The sequence below is a fragment of the Pseudomonas segetis genome (assembly GCF_900188155.1).
Classification (GTDB): domain Bacteria; phylum Pseudomonadota; class Gammaproteobacteria; order Pseudomonadales; family Pseudomonadaceae; genus Aquipseudomonas; species Aquipseudomonas segetis.
The window spans coordinates 609324-633128 of record NZ_FZOG01000001.1; the positions used below are offsets into that span (position 1 = coordinate 609324).

The 23805-nt window shown below is 57.0% G+C and carries 13 protein-coding genes; 6 read left to right on the forward strand and 7 right to left on the reverse strand.

The genetic code is table 11. The features are described 5' to 3' along the window. Window positions 1-128 precede the first annotated feature (128 nt). From pepN to CHB79_RS02975, 5 genes are all read left to right on the forward strand, one after another. Window positions 129-2789, forward strand: coding sequence for an aminopeptidase N (gene pepN, locus CHB79_RS02955; protein WP_089358832.1), 2661 nt, complete (start codon window positions 129-131; stop codon window positions 2787-2789). A 555-nt stretch (window positions 2790-3344) separates the two neighbouring features. After that, entirely contained in the window at window positions 3345-5306 is a 1962-nt protein-coding gene (locus tag CHB79_RS02960) for a DUF1302 domain-containing protein (RefSeq protein WP_010483056.1), read from the forward strand. Between the two features lie 93 nt (window positions 5307-5399). Next, window positions 5400-6770: a DUF1329 domain-containing protein gene (locus CHB79_RS02965; RefSeq protein ID WP_089358833.1), complete on the forward strand. Its 1371-nt coding sequence runs from the start codon at window positions 5400-5402 to the stop codon at window positions 6768-6770. Between the two features lie 195 nt (window positions 6771-6965). After that, a complete protein-coding gene (locus CHB79_RS02970; RefSeq protein ID WP_425439559.1) occupies window positions 6966-8057 on the forward strand; it encodes a WD40/YVTN/BNR-like repeat-containing protein in 1092 nt (363 codons plus the stop codon). A gap of 18 nt (window positions 8058-8075) precedes the next feature. After that, entirely contained in the window at window positions 8076-10436 is a 2361-nt protein-coding gene (locus tag CHB79_RS02975; protein WP_089358835.1) for an efflux RND transporter permease subunit, read from the forward strand. A gap of 126 nt (window positions 10437-10562) precedes the next feature. Here CHB79_RS02975 and CHB79_RS02980 read toward each other — a convergent pair whose 3' ends face one another. From CHB79_RS02980 to CHB79_RS03010, 7 genes are all read right to left on the reverse strand, one after another. Beyond that, a complete protein-coding gene (locus CHB79_RS02980) occupies window positions 10563-11096 on the reverse strand; it encodes a DUF2780 domain-containing protein (RefSeq protein ID WP_342744787.1) in 534 nt (177 codons plus the stop codon). Window positions 11097-11237: 141 nt separating this feature from the next. Next, window positions 11238-12884, reverse strand: coding sequence for a BatD family protein (locus tag CHB79_RS02985; protein ID WP_089358836.1), 1647 nt, complete (start codon window positions 12882-12884; stop codon window positions 11238-11240). Further along, a complete protein-coding gene (locus CHB79_RS02990; protein WP_089358837.1) occupies window positions 12881-14704 on the reverse strand; it encodes a VWA domain-containing protein in 1824 nt (607 codons plus the stop codon). Before CHB79_RS02990 ends, CHB79_RS02985 begins: the two co-directional genes overlap by 4 nt. Then, the gene (locus CHB79_RS02995; protein WP_010483069.1) at window positions 14697-15722 is read right to left on the reverse strand and encodes a vWA domain-containing protein; all 1026 of its coding nucleotides are present in this window, start codon (window positions 15720-15722) and stop codon (window positions 14697-14699) included. The genes CHB79_RS02990 and CHB79_RS02995 overlap by 8 nt, the downstream gene beginning before the upstream one ends. Further along, window positions 15715-16209, reverse strand: a complete 495-nt coding sequence (locus tag CHB79_RS03000; RefSeq protein WP_089358838.1) for a DUF4381 domain-containing protein — start codon at window positions 16207-16209, stop codon at window positions 15715-15717. Before CHB79_RS03000 ends, CHB79_RS02995 begins: the two co-directional genes overlap by 8 nt. Beyond that, window positions 16206-17147, reverse strand: a complete 942-nt coding sequence (locus CHB79_RS03005; protein ID WP_089359188.1) for a DUF58 domain-containing protein — start codon at window positions 17145-17147, stop codon at window positions 16206-16208. The genes CHB79_RS03000 and CHB79_RS03005 overlap by 4 nt, the downstream gene beginning before the upstream one ends. A 4-nt stretch (window positions 17148-17151) precedes the next feature. Next, window positions 17152-18138 carry an AAA family ATPase gene (locus tag CHB79_RS03010; protein ID WP_010483074.1) on the reverse strand — a complete coding sequence of 329 codons (987 nt, stop codon included), beginning with the start codon at window positions 18136-18138 and terminating at the stop codon, window positions 17152-17154. 709 nt (window positions 18139-18847) lie between these two features. On the opposite strand from CHB79_RS03010, the gene CHB79_RS03015 reads away from it, so the two are divergent. Then, the gene (locus CHB79_RS03015) at window positions 18848-23698 is read left to right on the forward strand and encodes an NAD-glutamate dehydrogenase (protein ID WP_089358839.1); all 4851 of its coding nucleotides are present in this window, start codon (window positions 18848-18850) and stop codon (window positions 23696-23698) included. Window positions 23699-23805: the final 107 nt, after the last annotated feature.

Consider the following 23805-nt stretch of genomic DNA (forward strand, 5'->3'; position numbering starts at 1 on the left):
TGCAGTCGATTCAAACCGTGCGAGGCTGGTTGTATCAACCCACGGCCTGACACAATTAATTTTTGCAAGGAATCGTCTCGCAGTAGTTTTTCAGCGATTCCCAAGCAGCTCAATCAAGAGAGGCGACCATGCGCACCGAACAACCGAAGATGATCTACCTCAAGGACTACAAGGCGCCGGATTACCTGATCGATGAAACGCACCTGACTTTCGAGCTGTTTGAAGACCACAGCCTGGTCCATGCTCAACTGGTTATGCGTCGTAATCCGGCATTGAGTCCCGATCTGCCAGCGCTGGAGTTCGATGGGCAAGAGCTTGAGTTGATCTCGATTGCGCTCAATGACCGCCAGCTTACGGCTGCGGACTATCAGCTGACGGATGTGTCGCTGACCTTGCAGCCTGACAGCGCCAGTTTCGTGATCGATACCACGGTCAAGATCCACCCGGAAAGCAACACCGCGCTGGAGGGCTTGTACAAGTCCAGTGGCATGTTCTGTACCCAGTGCGAGGCCGAAGGTTTCCGCAAGATCACCTATTACCTCGACCGCCCGGATGTGATGAGCAAGTTCACCACCACCCTGAGCGCGCAGCAGCATGATTATCCGGTGCTGCTGTCCAACGGCAATCCTATTGCCAGTGGCAGCGAGGAGGACGGGCGTCACTGGGCGACCTGGGAAGATCCATTTATGAAGCCCGCATACCTCTTTGCCTTGGTCGCGGGTGACCTGTGGTGCATCGAAGATACCTTCACCACCATGAGCCAGCGTGAAGTAGCGCTGCGCATTTATGTCGAGCCAGAGAATGTCGACAAGTGCCAGCACGCGATGGACAGCTTGAAGAAGTCGATGCGCTGGGATGAACAAACCTATGGCCGTGAGTACGACCTCGACATCTTTATGATAGTGGCGGTCAACGACTTCAACATGGGCGCCATGGAAAACAAAGGGCTCAATATCTTCAACTCCAGCGCCGTGCTGGCACGAGCTGAAACCGCCACCGACGCCGCGCACCAGCGGGTTGAGGCGATTGTCGCCCACGAGTACTTCCACAACTGGTCGGGCAATCGCGTCACTTGCCGTGACTGGTTTCAGTTGTCGTTGAAGGAAGGCTTCACGGTATTTCGTGATTCGCAGTTCAGTGCCGATATGAACTCGGCCACGGTCAAGCGCATCGAGGACGTGGCCTACCTGCGCACCCATCAGTTTGCCGAAGATGCCGGTCCGCTGGCGCATTCGGTGCGCCCGGACGCCTTTATCGAAATCTCCAACTTCTACACCCTGACCGTTTATGAGAAAGGTTCAGAAGTGGTGCGCATGATTCGCACGCTGCTTGGTGCTGATAACTTCCGCAAGGGCAGTGACCTGTATTTCGAGCGTCATGATGGACAGGCTGTTACCTGTGATGACTTTATCAAGGCCATGGAAGATGCCAGCGGTGTCGACCTGACCCAGTTCAAGCGCTGGTACAGCCAAGCGGGCACACCGCGTCTGGCGGTCAGCGAGAGCTACGATGCAGCCAATAAGCGCTACAGCCTGTGCTTCAGGCAAAGCTGCCCGGCAACGCCAGGCCAAAGCGAAAAGCTGCCCTTTGTGATTCCTGTCGAGTTGGGGTTGCTGGATGCCCAGGGCCAGCCTTTGGCATTGCAGCTTGAGGGCGAGCAGGGCGGTGCTGTTGCGCACAGCCGGGTATTTGCCATCGATCAAGCCGAGCAGACGCTGACATTCATCAATATTGCCGAGCAGCCGTTGCCATCGTTGCTGCGTGGCTTCTCGGCGCCCGTGAAGTTGAGTTTCCCCTACAGCCGCGACCAACTGATGTTCCTGATGCAGCACGATGGCGACGGCTTCAATCGCTGGGAAGCTGGCCAGCAATTGTCGGTACAGGTGCTTCAGGAGCTGATCGCCCAGCAGCAAGCGGGCGAAGCGATGGTGATGGATCAGCGCTTGGTCAGCGCCCTGCGAACCGTGCTTGAAGATACACAACTGGATCAAGCAATGGTTGCGGAAATGCTTTCGCTGCCAGGGGAGGCCTATCTCACCGAAATCAGTGAGGTGGCGGATGTGGAAGCCATTCACCAGGCCCGTGAATTTGCTCGCCTGCAGTTGGCCGAGGCGCTGCGGGATGCACTTTGGGCGCGCTACCAGGCCAATCGCGAGGTTTCGCGCAACAGCGAGTATGTTGCCGAGGCCGAGCACTTTGCCCGCCGTAGCTTGCAAAACATAGCCCTGTCGTACTTGATGCTCAATGCAACACCCGAGGTTCTGGGCGCTTGCATGGATCAGTTCGAGAACAGCGACAATATGACCGAGCAACTGACCGCGCTGGCGGTGCTGGTCAATTCGCCGTTTGCCGATGAGCGGGCCAAGGTGCTGGCAAGCTTTGCCGAGCACTTCAAGGATAATGCACTGGTCATGGATCAGTGGTTCAGTGTACAGGCAGCCTGTGGTTTGCCCGGTGGCCTGGAGCGGGTTAAAGCGCTTATGGAGCACCCTGCATTTACCCTGAAGAACCCGAACAAGGTCCGGGCCCTGATCGGTGCGTTTGCTGGCCAGAACCTGATCAATTTCCACAAGGCCGATGGCAGCGGTTATCGCTTCCTGGCTGACCAGGTCATTACCCTCAATGCGCTAAATCCACAGATTGCTTCACGGCTGCTGGCCCCGCTGACCCGCTGGCGCAAATATGCGCCTGCGCGCCAGGCGCAGATGAAGTCCGAGTTGGAGCGGATTGTGGCCTCTGGCGAGCTGTCGAGCGATGTGTTCGAGGTGGTTAGCAAGAGCCTTGCATAAACCTTGAATCAGCACCTTCCAGCAAGCCCGGTCTAGAGCAATTCTGACCGGGAAAATACCCTGCTTGCAGGGTATTGGATGAGTCAACCCTGAAGTGTTACCGGCGCAGGCTGGTAACACTTTTTTGTTACTCAAAGGAATGAAAATCCCACCTTTTAGATCTGAAGGCTAATAAAAAGGCTTTTTATGGATTTTTCCAGAGGATCTGTCTTTTTTGTCCGGTGCGTCTAGATCGGTGCTTTAGTGACTATTCGGGCCAGATTGTAGGACATGGCTGAAAAGTACCGCCTTAAATCTGACGTTTTTAAGCGTGGTTATAGAGTCACGAATCGAAACAGCTGTGCAAAGTGCTTTTAAATAATACGACTGTTTGAATTGGCATCATGGTTGCACTGCTTCTGAAGATTGAGCCTCGCAAGGGAGCTTTCCTCGATCGTGGGCGTGAAACCACGGGGGATTATGTTTTTCGGTTTTACCAAAAGTCGTCATCAGTACGGCTGAACCGCGTCCTAGATAGGCGCAATAAAAAGAATGATCTGCCAGGAGTAATTTTCGATGGGTATCAAGTCTCGCCATCCACGGGTGTGTTTTGCACCAGTGAAGGCTGGTTTTGCGTTTGCCGGAATTCTACCGCTGCTTGTGGCTGCTCAAGCCCAGGCTGTCGAATTCAGTTTTGCCGATAACGAAATCAATGGTTCCATCGACACCACCGTGTCCTACGGCCAGTTGTGGCGTGTCCAGGGCCAGGACAGGAGCAACGACGATATCAACGGCAACGACGGTAACCGTAACTTCGATACCGGTCTGGTTTCGGAGGTCTATAAAGTCACCTCGGATCTCGGCGCGACCTACAAGAACTACGGCATGTTTGTCCGTGGCAGTGCCTTCTACGACACCCAGATCATGGATAAGCGCAACGACTTCTACGATGCCAGCGGTCCGGCGCAGCCAAGCCAGAGCTTCCCACGCGACAATAGCTTTACCTACGAGACGCGGCACAAGGCCGGTCGTGACGCGCAGATCCTCGATGCCTACGTCTATGGTGATTGGGACGTCGCCGATATGCCGGTGACTGCGCGCCTGGGCAAGCAGGTATTCAACTGGGGTGAGGCCCTGTTCTATCGCGGTGGTATCAACACCACCAACCCGGTCGATGCGGCTAAGTTCCGCTTGCCAGGCGCGGAGTTGAAGGAAGTGCTGGTGCCGGTCGAGGCGCTTAACTTCAGCGTTGGCCTGACTGACAACCTGTCGCTTGAGTCCTTCTACCAGTTCAACTGGAAGGAAACCGCGATTGATCCAGTCGGCACCTTCTACTCCGAGACAGACCTCTTTGCCGATGGCGGCAATACTGCCTACAGCACGCAGTCTGCCCTGGCGCCCGTACGCGGCCTTTATCAGCAGTTGAGCGCGGGTAACTTTGCCGGTTTGCAGGGCAATGACTACTTCGATCAAAACGGCGTGATCAAGGTGGCCAACATTGGCTCCGACATCAATGCCAGGAACGATGGTCAGTTTGGTGCTGCACTGCGCTACATCGCTGAAGATTTCAACAGCACCGAGTTCGGTTTCTACTTCGTCAACTATCACTCGAAGGAACCGCTGATCAATGCTGACCTGAACAGCAGCTACGCAGGCCTGAACATCGATCAGTTGGCGGGCCTGGGCGGTTTTGCCAGCTATGACGACCTGCAGGCAGCGGCTGCCAGCGGTAATGCCGGGGCAGGGCAAATCCTGGGCCTGGTCAATGGCGCAGCGGCGGTGGATGTGGCCAACCAGGTCAATGCCCGTCGTGAGTATGTTGAAGATATCCGCATGTACGGCATGAGCTTCAACACCACTGTGGGTCTGGCTTCGGTGTTCGGTGAGCTGTCCTATCGTCCGAACCTGCCGATCGGTATCTCGACCACCAACGACCTGCTCGGTGACTTGCTGACGCAAGCGGCGCCTTTGGCCGGCGGCGACAAGATTAACATCGCCGGGCAGCAGGTTGGACTGGAAGACGAGATCCACAACTATGAGCGCGTTGAAGCCTTCAACGCCTCGCTTGGGACCATCTATAACTTCGGCCCTTCACTGGGTTTCGACTCGCTGTTTGGCGTGGCCGAGCTTGCGTCCGAGCACCTGCGTGGGAGTGACCTGCAATACACCGCCCGTGACGGTTCGACCCGCTACTACTCCGGACGCGGTAATAGCGCCTATATCGATGACAATGATCGTAACGACCAGGTCAACAAGAATGCCTATGGCTACACCATGGTCCTCTCTGGCACCTGGAACGATGTCTATGCGGGTGTGAACCTGTCGCCCTACGTGGTTTACCGCGAAGACTTCGAAGGTAACTCCTACCAGACCGGCAACTTTATCGAAGGTCGCAAGGCTTACACGCTGGGCGTCAAGGCCAATTACCTGAACAGCTTGGAAGCGGAGCTTGCCTACACCGAGTTCTACGGTGCCGGCGGCAACAACTCCTCGCGCGACCGCGACAACATTGGTCTCAACGTCAAGTACTCGTTCTGATAGCCGAGCCAGTTGCCGTGCCCAGCAGCAGGGCAACTGTGGTTCCAAAGACAACTGAACTGGGCGTCAATCGGCGCCCGGAGGAGAAATAGGATGCTGAACAAGCACAAATTGATCGGTACCGCGATTGCACTGGTGTTATTCACCGGCAACGCGCTGGCGGCCGTTTCAGCCGAAGAAGCAGCAAAGCTGGGCACTACTCTGACCCCCTTTGGTGCTGAGAAAGCCGGCAATGCGGCCGGCACTATTCCAGCCTGGACCGGTGGTATCACCAAGGTACCGGCTGACTACAAGGGGCCGGGCCAGCACCACCCGGACCCATTTGCGGCAGACAAACCGCTGTTCACTATTACCAAGGCCAACCTGGACCAGTACAAGGCTAACCTGACCCCAGGCCAGATTGCCTTGTTCAACACCTATCCAGACACCTACCAGATGCCGGTTTACCAGACGCGTCGTTCGGGTTCTGCGCCGCAGTGGGTGTATGACAATACGCGCAAGAACGCAACCACGGCCAAGCTGCTCGATGGTGGTAATGGCTTTGCCGATGCTTATGGCGGCATTCCGTTTCCGATCCCGCAGAACGGTGTCGAGGCCTTGTGGAACCACATCGCCCGCTATCGCGGCACCTATATCGTGCGTCGCGCCTCGGAAGTCGCGGTACAGCGCAACGGCAGCTATTCCCTGGTGACCTCGCAGCAGGAAGCCCTGTTCAAGTACTACGACCCTAAAGGTTCGTTCGCTGACCTGAACAACATCATGTTCTATTACCTGTCCTTCACCAAAAGCCCGGCGCGCCTGGCCGGTGGTGCGGTATTGGTCCACGAGACTCTCGACCAGGTCAAGGAACAGCGTCAGGCCTGGGGCTACAACGCCGGGCAGCGTCGCGTGCGTCGTGCACCGAACCTTGCCTATGACACTCCCATCGCGGCGGCTGACGGCCTGCGAACCGCCGATGACACCGACATGTTCAACGGTGCGCCTGATCGCTATGACTGGAAGTTGCTGGGTAAAAAGGAAATCTATATTCCTTACAACAACTATAAAGTCACCAGTCCAGACGTGAAATACGATGATCTGCTCAAAGAAGGGCATCTCAACCCGGCTTACACACGCAACGAATTGCACCGTGTATGGGTGGTCGAGGGCACGCTGAAGAGCAGTGCGCGGCATATCTACTCCAAGCGTACCCTGTACCTTGATGAAGATAGCTGGCAGGCAGCAGTGGTTGATCAATACGACGGCCGTGGCGAGCTGTGGCGCGTGTCGATTGCCTACCTGAAGAACTATTACGAGTTGCCGACCACCTGGTCTGCGCTGGATGTGTTCCACGACCTGCAGGCGCGTCGTTACTACGTGCAGAACCTGGACAACGAAGAGTCGACCACTATCGACTTCAGCCAGCCAGTTCCAGACGATGGTTATTTCAAACCCGCGGCCCTGCGCCGTCGTGGCACACGTTGATTCTCGTGTAGTCTTGCTCAAAAGCCGCTACAGTCGTAGCGGCTTTTGTGTATTAGTGAAACCTATAGAGCGTCAATCACGCGGGTTTGCTTTAACAAAACATAACGTCATGCCGATTGTCAGGGCCTTCTAAAGCTAAGTAGCATAGGCAAACTGCTATATGCAGGAACTATAAAAATAAAAGGGGGAAGGTTTATGAGTGAGCCCGTAATGCGGCGCACCTTGTCCGGTGGTCTAGCGAGATCCAGTCGCATACCGGTGTCGCGCATCTATTCGCCGCTGGGCAAAGCGCTCTCGCTGTGCAGTGTGCTGTCAATCCTAGCGTTTACTGTTGCGCCACTTACTGTGCAGGCCGCCGAGCCCGCCAGCCTCTATTCCATCATGTCCGAGCGAGCGCAAAGTTCGTTGCTGCTCGATATCACGGCCGCCGGCAAGCGCTTGGTAGCCGTTGGTGATCGCGGCCATATCCTGTATTCCGACGACAATGGTTCCACCTGGACCCAGGGCAAGGTTCCCACGCGTCAATTGCTCACCGCTGTCTATTTTGTCGATGACAAGCACGGTTGGGCTGTTGGCCATGACGCGCAAATCCTGGCAACGACCGATGGTGGCCAGACCTGGGTCAAGCAGTTCGAGGACCTGTCACGCGAGGCCCCACTGCTGGATATCTGGTTCAAGGACGATGCCAAGACGGGGTTTGCGGTCGGCGCCTATGGTGCTTTGCTGGAGACAACCGATGGCGGTGCCAATTGGGAAGATGTCAGCGACCGGATGAACAACGAGGATGGCTATCACCTGAACTCGATCATCGCGGTAAAAGACTCCGGTTTGTTCGTGGTCGGTGAGTTGGGCGTTATGTTTCGCTCGGCTGACTGGGGCCAGACCTGGGAAACCGTAGAAAGTCCCTACGACGGTTCGCTGTTCGGTGCCGTGGCGACCAAAGAACCAGCCACCTTGTTGGTCTACGGTCTGCGCGGTCACTTGTTCCGCTCCAGCGACTTTGGCGACACTTGGCAACAAATCGAGATCAATACCCCCAATAACGGTCCCCTGGAGTTCGGTCTGGCCGATGGTGAGCTACTGGCCGATGGCTCGATCGTGGTGGTTGGGCATGGCGGCACCGTACTGAAAAGCACGGATGATGGCCGCAATTTCAGTTTAGTAAATCGCGCTGACCGGGTTTCCCTGAGCAGTGCTGCAACTACGGATAACGGCAAGCTGATTCTGGTCGGGCAAGGCGGTGTACACGTCGCTTCGCCAACAGGCGCCGATCTGGGCCAACAATAATAAGCCGGGAGCGTTTGCATGAGTAAGCATCAACAAAAACCTGCGTCTTTTCTCGAGCGCTTGATTTTTAACAACCGCCCAGCCGTTATCGTGCTGTGCGTTTTGATCAGTGCCTTTTTGTTTTACCAAGCTGCGCAGGTTCGCCCGCAAACCAGCTTTGAAAAAATGATTCCACTGGGTCATCCCTACATCCAGAAAATGCTCGAGCACCGTAACGACCTTGCCAACTTGGGCAACACTGTGCGGATCTCGGTTGAAGCGGTTGATGGCGACATCTTCAGCAAAGAGTACATGGAGACCCTGCGCCAGATTAACGACGAGGTGTTCTACATCCCCGGCGTTGACCGCTCGGGCCTTAAGTCGCTGTGGAGTCCAAGCGTTCGCTGGACCGAAGTGACCGAGCAAGGCTTTAGTGGCGGTGAAGTGATTCCGCAGACCTATGACGGCTCGCCTGCCAGTCTTGAGGAATTGCGCGATAACGTGCTCAAGTCGGGCCAGATTGGCCGCCTGGTGGGTAACAACTTCAAGTCGAGCATCATCGATGTTCCATTGCTGGAGTCGTATCCAGATCCCAAAGACCAAGGCAAATTGGTGCCGCTGGATTACCAGAAGTTCTCCCACGAGCTTGAAGAGAAGATCCGCGACAAGTACCAGGCGCAAAACCCCAATGTGAAAATCCACATCATCGGTTTCGCCAAGAAAGTCGGTGACTTGATCGATGGCCTTTTGGGGGTCGCGTTGTTCTTTGCCGTGGCGATCGGCATCACCTTTGTCTTGTTGCTGTGGTTCACGCGTTGCTTCAAAAGCGCCCTGGCAGTGGTCTGCACCACGCTGATCGCGGTGATCTGGCAGCTCGGTTTGCTGAAAACCCTCGGGTTCGGGCTTGATCCGTATTCCATGCTGGTGCCGTTCCTGGTCTTCGCCATTGGTATTTCCCATGGCGTGCAGAAGATCAACGGTATCGCGATTGCTTCTGGCGAAGCCACTGACTCGCTGTCGGCTGCACGCATGGCTTTCCGCCAACTGTTTATTCCGGGCCTGGTGGCCTTGCTGTCTGATGCGGTGGGTTTCGTCACCTTGCTGCTGATTGATATCGGGGTTATTCGCGAGCTGGCCATCGGCGCATCCATGGGCGTTGCGGTCATTATCCTGACCAACCTGATCCTGCTGCCGGTGATGATCTCGTACATCGGTATCAGCAAGAAGGCAGTGAAGATCAGTCGCGAAGATGCAGTACGCGACCATCCGTTCTGGCGCTTGATTTCCAATTTCGCTCACCCGGTGGTGGCGCCTGTTTCGGTGGTGATTGCCATTGTCGCGCTGGTGGGTGGTGTCTGGTATGGCCAGAACCTGAAGATCGGTGACCTTGACCAGGGTGCGCCGGAGTTGCGTCCTGACTCACGCTACAACCTGGACAACGATTTCGTTATCCGCAACTACTCGACCAGCTCCGATGTACTGGTGATCATGGTCAAGACCGCGGCCGAGGGCTGCTCGACCTACCAGACGCTTTCGGCGATGGATCAGTTGTCCTGGACCCTGGAGAACACACCGGGCGTGCAGTCGGCGATCTCGATGGTCACTGTCTCGCGTCAAGTCATCAAGGGCATGAACGAAGGGAGCCTGAAATGGGAAACCCTGTCGCGTAACCAGGATGTACTGAATAACTCGATCGCCCGTGCCGATGGCCTGTACAACGCGGACTGCTCCGTGGCTCCATTGCTGGTGTTCCTCAATGACCACAAGGCTGAAACGCTCAGTCGTGTGGTTGCCGAAGCTGAAAGCTTCATCAAGGAAAACAACAAGGAAGGCCTCGAGTTTATCCTCGCTGCAGGTAACGCCGGTATTGAAGCGGCAACCAACGAGGTTATCGACCAGTCCGAAACCACCATGCTGCTTGCCGTTTACGCCGCAGTTGGCCTGATGTGCCTGATCACCTTCCGGTCGATTGCCGCGACACTGTGCGTAATGCTGCCGCTGGTGTTGACCTCGGTATTGGGTAATGCGCTGATGGCTTACATGGGCATCGGGGTGAAAGTTGCGACCTTGCCGGTAATTGCCCTGGGCGTTGGCATCGGTGTCGACTACGGCATCTATATTTACAGTCGATTGGAGACTTACCTGCGCCAAGGTCTGTCCCTGCAAGAGGCGTATTTCGAGACGCTCAAGTCGACCGGTAAAGCGGTGCTCTTCACCGGCGTGTGCCTGGCCATTGGTGTAGCCACCTGGATCTTCTCGGCGATCAAGTTCCAGGCGGATATGGGCCTGATGCTGACCTTTATGTTCCTGTGGAATATGTTCGGTGCAATCTGGCTGTTGCCAGCCCTGGCTCGCTTCCTGATCAATCCGGAGAAGCTGCGTAACAAGGCTAGCGCCTGATACAGCCTATGCTCGCTGCTGGATAAGCAGCGTTGCAGCAATAAAAAAACCGCGACCTGAATGGTTGCGGTTTTTTTATTGTCGCTGATTGGTGTCAGCTTGCTCCTGCAGGCAGGAGCAGCGGGCTTAGACGCCCCAAAGGCTGGTCAGCGATTTCATCAAGGGTTCGCTCAGGCCTTGCTTACCCATGTAGTCAAGCAGTGTAGGGGCGAACTTGTTCAGGGTTTCAGCATTCATGCCCAGGTTGTTGAAGGCGCTGGTGACATCACCCATGTCCTTGGTATTGTTCAGCAGCGAAGTGGTGCTGGTGGACTCAGAGCCTGAACCCTTGCCCAGCAGTGAGCTGGCCTGATCAAGCAGTTCGCTGTTTTGGGTCAGTTGCTCCAGGCCTGGTACAGACTTGGTCAGTTCTGAGAACTGGCTGGGCTCAAGGTTGTTTTTCGCCAGGCCCAGCAGTGCCGCGGTACCGCCCGTGGCTTGCGGCTGGGTCACCCCAAGTTGGCTGGACAGGGTCTTTAGCAGTTGTCCTGTCTCGCCTGTGGCTTGAGAGTTTCCAGTCATGCTGGAAACGCTGTTGACAGCGTCACCGAGGTTGAATGCAAACACCGGAGTGGCTGCAAGGGTGAGGCTGAGCAGTAATAGTTTGGAAGGTTTCAACATGGGGATCGTTCCTCTAATGATTGACATGCCATGGTTTGGACTGCGGACAGGCCAGGGGGATTTTGTGCTGTACATCTGTTGCCATGAATAGACTCTTGTTGCCCAGGCAGGTTCCTGGCCTACCTTTCAAGAGCGGTTGTTTTAGCGCGGGTAAAGTGCAGGCAAGGCACTGCTATCGGCGTTGCTGGCTGTCTCGTTCGGGGCCAGAGGCGGCAACGAACGCACCGCCTGCCACAAGGCCTCACCCTGCCAATGTTGGGCTGTTTCGCTGTAAAGCGCACCATTGAGGTTGTGCAGCTCTGCAGACAGGGGTTCGTATCGCGCAGCCATTTCTGCCAGTGTTTCCGGCTGCTGGCGCGCCCAGGCATCGAGCGCGGCACGGCTGGCCTGTGTATCGTTGGCCAGGCAGCCACGCTTGATGTCATCAAGTAGTGAGCGCGGGCTCGGCCCGGTCGGGGCGACACGGGTGATTGCAGGCTGATGACGTGCGTACCACCACAGGGCAAAGCCGATCAGGCTGGTCAGGCTCAATATGAAGCATGCCAGTTGCCAGGGCCAGACGGCTTGCCCAGCCTGGGACGTGACGGGTAGGGCGGGAGCTGGTATCGGGTCGGTGGTGATTTCGCTATTGGCGGCAATCTCAAGTGTGCGTCCAGGCACGCTGGTGCGTTCGAGTTGATCCTTGTCAGTGTTCCACCACACCACTTCAACCGGAGCCAGTTCAACCTTGCCAGCCTGATTGGCGACCAGGGCTTCACGCTCCTCGCGACTGCCGATTATTCCCTGCTCGCTGGCTTCATTGCTTAGCTGGGGTTTATCCGGGTAGCGTTTCAAGCCGCTGGATTGGGTTTGCGGCAGGGCCGGAAGTTGAGCACTGGACAGGCCTTCGGCTTTGAGTAGCAAAGTACGGGTCAACGAGTCTCCGACCTTGGCCTTGTCCGGTTCCGGTGACCAGGACTCAGCCAAACTCAGTGCGCTGGCGGGCAACCAGGGGGCATCGCTTGGGTAGCTGGCCGGCTTGGCTTTGACCGTTAGCGGGATGGCCGATGACTTGACCCGGGCAACCTTGCCTGGACGAGGGCCAAATGGGTTGAAGTCATTGGGGTTTGCACGACCAACGGTAGTGGCGGTGAAGGTTTGGGCAGGAATAGTCAGAGTGCCGCTTTTTTGCGGAAAAATGGCGTAGCGCAGTTCAATTACACCATGGCGCACACCATTGATCTGTTTCTCGTAGGTATGCGGTTTGCCCAATGGTTCGACCCGTGCGTCGTCAATTTCCAGTGGCGTCAGGCTGCTGTCATCGTAAAGCGAAACCGAGTGATAGATACGCAGGGTGAGAATCGCCTGGGCCTGTACGTAGACGCTTTGTTTATCGATGCTGGCGTCAATGAATACCGGCGCCATTTTATCTTTGTCGTTACGCTCGGAGGCTTTCAACACATGCAGGGTGATTGGCTCTGTGGTCTTATCGCCAAGGCTGATGGGCGGGATAACCACATAGCCGTCGTGTTTGGGGGAGATGGTCACTATCCAGCGCGTGGTGGCGCGTGATGCGCCGTCGACGCTGGTCAGGCGGTTGACCTGGCGGGTGCTGTATACATCGAACAACTTGGTCAGCGGGCTCAAGTCTGGCTTGCCAAACAAGGTGGTGTCATCGGACTCCAGTGTCAGCTCGACCATTTCTCCACTGTCGATCTGGCTTCGATCCACGCTGGCAGTAAAGTTCTCGCCTGCTTGCGCCGTGAAGGCGAGCAGGCAGAGGAGAAAAGTGCAAAACAGGCGTTTCATCGTTTGGTTTCCTGACGCTGTTGCTGTTCGTACCAAAATTTGCGGCGCAGCAATTCGCCCGGGTCATCGGGGATCTGTCGCAACCATTGTTCCATAGCCTGGCGTCGCTCGGCGTCCATTGGGCTGGTTGAGTCATCCGCGAGCTTGGCTTTGGCTTGCTTGTCCGCCGCTTTGTCTGGCGCATTGGCCTGTGTGCCTTGACGTTTTTTGTCTTGCTCGCCGGGGTCTTTGGACTGGGCTTTGTCGGCGCCTTGCTGTTTGGCTGGGTCGGAAGGCTGATCAGGCTTGGACTTAGCGTCCTGCTGCGATGAGTCCTTGGCTTGCTGGCTGGGATTCTGCGAGTCACCTGCCTGCTGGTCCTGGCTCTGGCCCTGCTGTTGCTGTTTATCCTGGTTCTGTTGGTTCTGTTGGTCCTGTTGGTTTTTCTTGTCGTTTTGCTCTTGCTGCTTTTGCTTGAGCATTTGTTCGATCAGTGCTTTGTTCTTCTGCGCCTGGGTCAGGTCGGGCTGCAATTCAAGGGCCTGGTCATAGGCTTCGATTGCGGCTTCCAGCTCATTGCTCCGGGCTAGCGCATTGCCCCGGTTGTAGTGGGCGGCAGCGCTGTCACTGGTGGCAAAGCGTTCGGCTGCACCAGGATAGTTGCCTGCCTGGTAGAGCGCCTGGGCCTGCCACTGGGGGTCAGTGAAGTGCTTGGCAGCCTCTTCAGGTCGGTTCTGTTGCAGCAGTTGCTGGCCCTGTTGATCCGGACGAAGCCATAGGTCGTCGAAAGTAAAGGCGTAGCCAGGTTGCGGCATGCTCAGCAGCAACAATGGCAGGCACATCAGCCAACCGCGTCGCCCGGCAAATGCAGCCAGCAGTAGCAGGGGCAATAACAGCCAGTGTCCCTGGTCTGCCCAGGCTTGCAAGCGGCTTTGTTGGCCGTTGTCGCGCATCTGGCTGGGCCCATCGAGCAAACCAAGGCGCTCAATGTCGTTATCGCTGATGGTGCTGCGTTGGTAACCTGCGCCAAGCCGTTGGGCAAACTGGCTGAGGCCCTGGCTATCCAGCCGCGGAATCAGAATTGAGCCCTTGGCATCCTTGAGGAAGCTGCCGTCTTCCTGGGTAATAGGCGCACCTTGCTTGGTGCCAACGGCCAGTATGCTCAGGTGGCTGGTAGAACCTGCCATGGCGCTGGCGATGCCGTCTTGTTCCTGGCTGCTCAAGCCGCTGGTGATCAGCAGTAGGCGGCCATGGCCCTGGCCGCCTTGCTTGAGCAGGTCGAGCGCCTTGGCCAGTGCCAGGTCGGCGCGGTGGCCAGGTTCCGGCATGATCGAGGGTTTGAGTGCTTCGAGCAGGTTGCGTGAGGTGGCCAGGTCATCAGACAGTGGTACCACCGTATGGGCGCTGCCGGCATAGACCACAATTGCCGATTGGGCATCACGGCGCGCTTCGAGCAGGTCGATGATCTTGCGTTTGGCATGCTCGAGCCGGTCCGGCGACAGGTCGGCGGCAAGCATCTGGGGTGACAGTTCTAGCATCACGACCAGCGGGTCAGCAGGCTTGAGGGTTTTTTGTTCGATCTGTTGCCAGCTTGGTCCGACCAAGGCGACCAAGGCCAGCAGCCATGCGCAGGTGAGCAATAACCAGGGCAGTCGACTGCGACGACCATCGCCACCGCTGAGCAAGGCTGCGTGGAAGGCCGGAGGTAGGATTTGTTGCCAGCTTCCAGCGCGTTTTTCCCGGCGCCACAGCAGCCACAGTAATGCACACAGCAGTGGTAATAGTGCTAGCCAGTAGGGACGCAGCCAGTGCGGCCAGGCTTGATTCAATAACTCAATCATTGCGGCCTCGCAGAAGCAGGCGACTCATGGCTTGCTGGATTTGTGGCCAGACCTCGCGGATCACCAGCAACAGGCTCAAAAGCATGGCAATGCCGAGCGGCCAGACGTAAAGCGCCTTGGCGGGACGGGCCAGGGTTGGTTTTTGCTCCACCGGCTCCAGTTTGTCGAGCGTGGCTTCAATGGCTTGCAACTCGTCGCTGTCGCGGGCACGGAAGTATTCACCGCCGGTAAGATCGGCGATGCCCTGCAGCGTGGGCTCATCAAGGTCCAGGCCAGGGTTCAGGCCAAGCATGCCCATGATTCCGCCTTGTTGTGGGTCCGCGCCTATGCCAATGGTGTAGATGGTTACGCCCGAGTCCGCAGCCAGGCGCGCAGCCTGCATTGGTTCGATTTCACCACCGGTGTTTGCACCATCGGTGACCAGCACCAGTACACGGCTGGTTGCCGGTCGTTCGCGCAGGCGCTTGACTGCCAGGCCAATGGCATCGCCGATGGCGGTGTTTTTGCCAGCGATGCCAATGACGGCTTCATCAAGCCAGGTATGCACGGTTTTTCGGTCGAAGGTGAGCGGTGCTTGCAGGTATGCCTGGCTACCAAACAGGATCAAGCCAACACGGTCTCCGACTCGGCCTTGAATAAACTCGCCCATCAAATGTTTGACCAGCGTCAGGCGGCTGACGTCGTGGCCGTCCATCTGCATGTCGGCGTATTCCATGGAGCCGGAAATATCCACGGCTACCATCAGATCACGACCACTGGCGGGTAATGGCAGTGGTTCGCCGACCCATTCCGGACGTGCTGCTGCGCAGAGCAGGCAAATCCAGAGCAGGGCGAAGGGTGCTTGGCGCCGCCACTTGGACAAGTTGGCCCGCGCCTTGCGGCCACTAAGTCCTTCGAGTTCACTCAGGTAGCTGACGTTCAGCGCCGCTTCGCCGCTATCGGCAACCGGTAATACCATGCGTAGCAGCCAGGGCAAGGGCGCCAGCAGGAAAATCCATGCCCAGGTGAATTCAAACATGTTTGCGAATCCAGATATCGACGGCGCTGTTGAGGCCTTCAATCGCCTTGTCGTCGAGTATGCAGTTGGGCTTGTAGTTGCCCTCGACCAGCACCATCCAGCGCGTCAGTCCAGCGGCAGGGCAGCGGTTGTCGAGAAATGCCAGCCACTCACGACCGCTAAGCACATGGCTGTTGCTGTCGGGATAGCGTTGTCGGCACAAGCGCTTGAGCAGGGCGTTGAGCTGTTGTAACCAAGGTCCGGCAGCGGCGCCGTAGTAGGGCTTTTGCAGTTGGTTGAGTTCAGCTAGCGCGGCGAGGCGAGCGGGGTCCATGGATGAATCCGTACGCGTCTTTTTAAGTCTGGGCGCACGGCGTCTATAGATGCGTATGGCCCAGATCGTTGCCGCCAGGGCGAGCAGTAGCAGCAGCCACCAACCAGGTGCTGGCGGCCACCAGCCGACGGCTTGCGGTGCGATCAAGGGTTCGAGTTGGTCGAGTGGGTTCATGACTGCTTCCTGCTACGCTGGCCATTGAGGTGGTCACGTAGTTGGTCAACCATTTCGCGCTCGGTAGTGAGTGGTAGCAAGGGCACACCGAGCTTTTGCGAAAGCCGCTGCCAGCGTGCCGTACGGGATTCCCCCTGGGTTTGGTAGGCCTTGCGCAGATCCCTGTTGTGGCTGTCCAGCTCCAGCTGGGCACCCTGTTGGGCAAAGCGCAACCGGCCGGCATCCGGTAACTGTTGGTCGAGTGGGTCGGAGATCGGCAGCAACAGGATTTCGCAGTGGCGGGCAAGCAGGCTAAGTTGCTGTTCGCTGGCGTCATTCAAGGTGCGTTCATCACAAACCACCACGACCAGGCTTCCTGGGCGCAGTACTTCGCGTGCGCGGCGCAAGGCGAGGCCAAAGGCGTCGCGGTTGTTTTGTAAGTTGCCAGGCAAGGCTTGGTTTGCCTTTGCCAGGCGACTGAGTAATTGCAGCAGGCTTTGCTTGCTGCGCCGTGGCTTGACTTCGTGATGCTCGTTGTTGCCAAACACCAGGCCCCCAACGCGATCGTTGTGATCCAGCGCTGCCCAGCCAATCAAACTGGCTACCTGCGCGGCCAGTACCGACTTGAACATCAGCCTGGAGCTGAAGAACAAGCGCTGACTCTGCTCGACCAGGATATAGATGGGGCGCTCACGTTCTTCATGGAAGAGCTTGGTGTGCGGTTCCTGGGTGCGGGCCGTTACTCGCCAGTCAATGGTGCGTACATCATCGCCAGCCTGGTAAATACGTACTTGATCGAAATCGACACCGCGCCCGCGCAACTTGGAGTGATGCAGGCCAATCAGCGGGCTGCGCCTGGAGGGTGAAGAGAACAGCTGTACTTCACGCACGCGATGGCGCATGTCGATCAATTCCGCGAGATTAACGCGAACGCCAGGCTGGCTAGGAGATAGGTGCATGGTGTCAGGCAACTGCCACTACGTCGAGAATGCGCTGGATAACACGGTCCTGGTCGATGCCCGCTGCCTCTGCCTCGAACGACAGGATAATGCGGTGACGCAACACGTCAAAAAGCACGGCTTGCACATCTTCCGGGCTGACAAAGTCACGACCGGCAAGCCAGGCATGGGCACGGGCACAGCGATCCAGCGAGATGGTGCCCCGGGGGCTGGCGCCATAGGCAATCCATTCGGCCAGTTCCGCGTCGAACTTGGCCGGGGTGCGTGAGGCCATGACCAGTTGTACAAGGTATTCCTCTACCGCTTCAGCCATATACAGGCCGAGAATTTCGGTGCGTGCGGCAAAAATGGCTTGCTGACTTACCCTGTGTTCAGGCTTGGCTTCGCCGTTAAGTGCTTCGCCACGGGCTTGCTGGAGAATCTTGCGCTCAACCACTGCATCCGGGAAGCCAATTTTCACGTGCATCAAGAAGCGATCAAGCTGGGCTTCGGGCAGCGGATATGTACCTTCCTGTTCGATTGGGTTCTGCGTGGCCATTACCAGGAACAGTGGTGATAAGTCATAGGTGCTGCGACCAACGCTGACCTGGCGCTCAGCCATGGCCTCGAGCAAGGCCGACTGGACCTTGGCTGGCGCACGGTTGATTTCGTCGGCCAGTACCAGGTTGTGGAAGATTGGCCCTTGCTGGAACACAAAGCTGCCGGTTTCCGGGCGGTAGATTTCGGTGCCGGTAATATCGGCCGGGAGTAGATCCGGGGTGAACTGTATCCGGTGAAATTCCGCTTCGATGCCTTCGGCAAGTTCCTTGATCGCCTTGGTCTTGGCCAGGCCGGGCGCACCCTCGACCAGCATGTGGCCATCAGCGAGCAGGGCAATCAGCAGTCGTTCGACGAGTTTTTCCTGGCCGAGGATCTGGCTTGAAAGAAAGTGGCGTAGTTCATTCAATGCAGCCCGGTGATCCGGGCCTTTCGCGGTTTCTGTGTTTTCCAAAATACCAATCCTGTACCAATTAAGGTGTGACAGCTTGTTCAACGCACCGCACGTAAAACTATTGGGTTTAGGCCGCTACCGGTACACGTCTCTGCGAGCCCGCAGCAATAGCCACATAATCGCACAACAGGGCCGGGCGATAACGGCTGATTTTGAGCGATTCGAGCGCTTACCGGAAGTAAGTTTTGCCTATGCAGTGCATATGGCGTCGCCGGGCGAAAAAACTAGGGGTCGTTGCAAAAAAAACATGCTCTCCATCAGGCGTGGTGGCTTGGCCCATGTTGGACGCCAATGTTTTACGCTCTGCTCAGGCGTGGGTGTAGTGACATTTCGCCGCATTGCTGATTCGGAACTGCCTGTGATCGCCCAGGGTTCTGAGCAAAAACACAGGCCTGGCCGATCCGGGGCAGGCGCTTGTGAACTTTGGGTCCAGGGTATGCAGCTGCTGGACAGCTGGCGTTGATGTCCGCTGTATGGGAAGCACGCATGCTTAGTGAAAGAAAATGTCGCAGCCTGACAAGCGCTTGGCCGTGCTCCATCGGTAAGCTGGGCTGGCAAATGTGACCCGCCAGTCTCGAAAGTCGCCAGATACAAAGAGGTGCCACTGTAATGCAATAGGCGCCTCGTAGACTAACGTTACTACGTTGGGGCACTAAACCTTATCGACACTGCCTTAGTTTCTTTACAAGCCAAACGGAGCATACAAGCCATGGCGTTCTTTACGGCGGCCAGCAAAGCCGACTTTCAGCATCAACTGCAAGCGGCGTTGGCTCAGCACGTTAGCGAACAAGGGCTACCACAAATAAGCCTTTTCGCTGAGCAATTTTTTGGAATTATTGCACTTGAGGAGCTGATCCAGCGTCGATTGTCCGACCTGATTGGCTGCACATTGTCCTCCTGGCGATTGCTTGAACGTTTTGATCCGAGCGAACCACAGGTTCGTGTATTCAATCCTGATTACGAGAAGCATGGCTGGCAGTCCACCCACACGGCTGTCGAGATCCTGCATGCGGATACACCGTTTTTGGTTGACTCGGTACGCATGGAGTTCAACCGCCGTGGCTACAATATCCATACCTTGCAGAACAGCGTGTTCAATGTTCGCCGCAATAAGAAAGGCGAGCTGCAGGAAATTCTGCCCAAGGGCACGACCGGTAAGGATGTTACCCAGGAAGCGCTGATGTTCCTGGAGATCGATCGCTGCGCCAACAACGCGGAAATGCAGGCCCTGGCCAAGTCACTCCATGAAGTTTTCGCTGAAGTACGGGCCAGTGTCGAAGACTTCCTGCCAATGAAAGCCAAGGCACAAGAGCTGCTGGTCTGGCTGAGCAAGACCAAGCTCAAGGTTGATTCTGCCGAGCTGGAAGAAATCAAGGTCTTCATGAGTTGGCTGCTCGACAACAACTTCACCTTCCTCGGCTACGAGGAGTTTACCGTTGTCGACGCGCCTGGTGGCGGCCAGTTGGTGTATGACGAAAAATCACTGCTGGGATTGTCCAAGGGGTTGCGTACCGGCCTCAGCAGCCAAGAGTTGCACATTGAAGAAGAGGCCGTAAGCTACCTGCGCGAGCCCAAGCTGCTTTCCTTTGCCAAGGCCGCAGTGCCAAGCCGTGTTCACCGACCGGCGTACCCGGACTTTGTCTCCATCCGTGAGCTGGACAGCAAGGGCAAGGTGGTCAAAGAGTACCGTTTCATGGGCTTGTACACCTCTGCGGTCTACTCCGAAAGTGTGTGGAAGATCCCTTACATCCGCCGCAAAATTACCGAGATCGAGCAACGTTCCGGCTTCGACAGCAAGGCCCACCTGGGCAAGGAACTGGCGCAAGTCCTGGAAGTATTGCCCCGCGATGACCTGTTCCAGACTCCAGTCGACGAGTTGTTCAACACGGCAATGTCGATCGTGCAGATCCAGGAACGCAACAAGATCCGCGTATTCCTGCGCCGTGACCCTTATGGCCGCTTCTGCTATTGCCTGGCCTATGTGCCGCGCGATGTCTATTCGACTGAAACGCGGGTCAAGATCCAGCAAGTGCTGATGGAGCGCCTCAACGCGACAGACTGCGAATTCTGGACTTTCTTCTCCGAGTCCGTGCTGGCACGGGTTCAATTTATCTTGCGGGTAGACCCGAAGAACAAATCGACCATTGATCCTGCACGCCTTGAACAAGAGGTGATTCAAGCCTGCCGTTCGTGGAAGGACGATTACGCCAGCTTGATGATTGAAAGTCTCGGCGAGGCCCAGGGCACCAACGTGCTGGCTGAGTTCCCGAAAGGCTTCCCGGCCGGTTATCGCGAGCGCTTTGCACCGCATTCGGCGGTGGTCGACATGCAGCACCTGCTCAGCCTCAGCGCCGAGCGCCCGCTGGTCATGAGTTTTTATCAGCCACTGGCGCAAGGCGATAACTTGCTGCACTGCAAGCTCTATCACGCCGATACGCCGCTGCCATTGTCCGATGTATTGCCCATCCTGGAAAACCTGGGCCTGCGAGTGCTGGGCGAGTTTCCGTACCGCTTGTTCCAAAGCGATGGCAAGGAATACTGGATCCACGACTTCGCTTTCACCTATGCCGAAGGTCTTGATGTCGATATCCAGCAACTCAACGACACGCTGCAAGACGCCTTCGTCAATATCGTCAGCGGCAATGCCGAGAACGATGCGTTCAACCGCCTGGTGCTGACAGCGGCCATGCCTTGGCGCGAAGTCGCGTTGCTGCGGGCCTATGCACGTTACCAAAAGCAGATTCGCCTGGGCTTTTCGTTGAGCTATGTGGCGGCAACCCTGCTTAATCATGCCGATATTGCCAAGGAACTGGTGCGTTTGTTCCGCACGCGCTTTTACCTGGCGCGCAAGCTGACAGCCGATGACCTTGAGGATAAACAACAGAAGCTCGAGCAGGCCATCATTGGCGCGCTGGACAATGTTGCAGTGCTTAACGAGGATCGCATCCTGCGGCGTTACCTTGACCTGATCAAGGCGACATTGCGCACCAACTTCTACCAGACTGATGCCAACGGCCAGAGCAAGTCGTACTTCAGCTTCAAGTTGAACCCTCGGGCCGTTCCGGAAATTCCGAAGCCGGTACCCATGTTCGAAGTGTTCGTCTATTCGCCACGTGTCGAAGGCGTGCATCTGCGCGGCGGCAAGGTCGCACGGGGAGGCTTGCGCTGGTCCGACCGCGAGGAAGACTACCGTACCGAAGTGCTGGGCCTGGTCAAGGCGCAGCAGGTCAAGAACGCGGTCATAGTTCCAGTCGGCGCCAAGGGCGGCTTTGTGCCCCGTCGGTTGCCGCTCAATGGTACGCGCGATGAGATCCAGGCCGAGGGTATTGCCTGCTACCGCATCTTTATCAGCGGCTTGCTGGATATCACCGACAACCTCAAGGAAGGCGAAGTCGTTCCGCCGGCCAATGTTGTGCGTCATGACCCGGATGATCCTTACCTGGTGGTGGCGGCTGACAAGGGCACCGCAACGTTCTCCGACATCGCCAACGGTATTGCCGCCGAATACGACTTCTGGCTGGGCGATGCCTTTGCCTCGGGTGGCTCGGCCGGTTATGACCACAAAGGCATGGGCATCACCGCCAAGGGCGCATGGGTGTCGGTGCAGCGTCACTTCAGTGAGCGCGGTATCGACGTACAGACCGATGAGATCACCGTGATCGGTATTGGCGACATGGCCGGTGACGTCTTCGGCAACGGTATGTTGCTCTCGGATAAATTGCAGGTCGTGGCGGCATTCAACCACTTGCATATCTTTATCGACCCGAACCCGGACTCCGCAAAAAGCTTTGTCGAACGTCGGCGCATGTTCGATCTGCCCCGCTCAAGCTGGACGGATTACGACACCTCGCTGATCTCTCCAGGTGGCGGCATCTTCATGCGCAGCGCCAAGAGCATCGACATCAGCCCGGAGATGAAGGAACGTTTCGATATCAGTGAAGACAAGCTGGCCCCGACCGAGCTGCTCAATGCATTGCTCAAGGCGCCAGTTGACCTGATCTGGAACGGCGGGATCGGCACTTACGTCAAGTCGAGCAAGGAAAGCCATGCCGATGTGGGCGATAAGGCCAACGACGTATTGCGGGTCGATGGACGCGAGCTGCGAGCCAAGGTTGTGGGCGAGGGCGGTAACCTCGGCATGACCCAGCTAGGTCGTGTCGAGTTTGGCCTGCATGGCGGCTCCAGCAACACCGACTTCATCGATAACGCCGGTGGTGTGGACTGCTCCGACCATGAAGTGAACATCAAGATCCTGCTCAACGAAACCGTGACCGCAGGCGACATGACCGGCAAGCAGCGTAACAAGCTGTTGGCAGAAATGACCGATGCCGTGGGTGCGCTGGTGCTGGGTAACAACTACAAGCAAACACAGGCATTGTCGGTGGCTACGCGCCGCGCCCGTGAGCGCGTAGGTGAGTACAAGCGCTTGATGCTGGTGCTTGAGGCCGCAGGCAAACTGGACCGTGCGCTGGAGTTCTTGCCCACGGATGATGAACTCAACGAACGTACCGCCAACGGCCTTGGGCTGACCCGTCCGGAGCTGTCGGTATTGATCTCCTACAGCAAGATCGACTTGAAAGAGTCGTTGCTGCTTTCGCGAGTGCCTGATGATGAGTATCTGGCGCGCGAAATGGAGAGCGCATTCCCGGCGCTTTTGGTCGACAAGTTTGGCGAGTCGATGCGTCAGCACCGCCTCAAGCGCGAGATCGTCAGCACCCAGCTTGCCAACGATCTGGTCAACCACATGGGCATCACCTTCGTCCAGCGGCTGAAGGATTCCACCGGCATGAGTTCGGCCAATGTGGCTGGCGCCTATGTGGTAGTGCGTGATGTGTTCCACCTGCCGCGCTGGTGGAAGCAGATCGAGGCGCTTGATCACAAGGTTCCTGCCGAGCTGCAATTGCAGATGATGGACGAGCTGATGCGCCTGGGTCGTCGTGCAACCCGTTGGTTCTTGCGCAGTCGTCGCAATGACCTGGATGCCGCACGTGATGTCGCGCACTTTGGGCCGCGGGTTGAGGCCCTGGCGCTGAGCCTCAAGGACTTGCTTGAAGGCCCGGCGCGTGAGCAGTGGCTGGCGCGCTTCCAGGCTTATGTCGAAGCTGGTGTGCCGGAAGAACTGGCCCAAGTGGTTGCAGGCACCAGCCAGCTCTATACCTTGTTGCCTATCATCGAGGCTTCGGATGTCACCGGACAGGATCCGGCGCGTGTTGCCGAGGCTTACTTCGCGATTGGCGATAGCCTGGAGCTGTCGTGGTACTTGCAGCAGATCAACGGCTTGCCGGTTGAAAATAATTGGCAGGGACTGGCCCGCGAAGCCTTCCGTGACGACCTGGATTACCAGCAGCGCGGAATCACTGTCTCGGTTCTGCAAATGACCGATGCACCAGAGGATATCGAGGCGCGTGTTCAGGTCTGGATAGAAGAGCATCGGCGCATGGTCGAGCGCTGGAAGTTCATGCTGGCGGAACTGCGTGCCGCGACAACCACCGATTACGCCATGTATGCAGTGGCTAACCGGGAGTTGATGGACCTGGCGCAAACCGGAAGTGCAAGCTAAGCCCAAGTCATTGTGACTTATGAGCCCCGCCAAGTGCGGGGCTTTTTATTGGCTGCACAATTGCAGGCGCTGCTGGCTGTATTCCGGGCGCGAGGGCGCTAGTAACA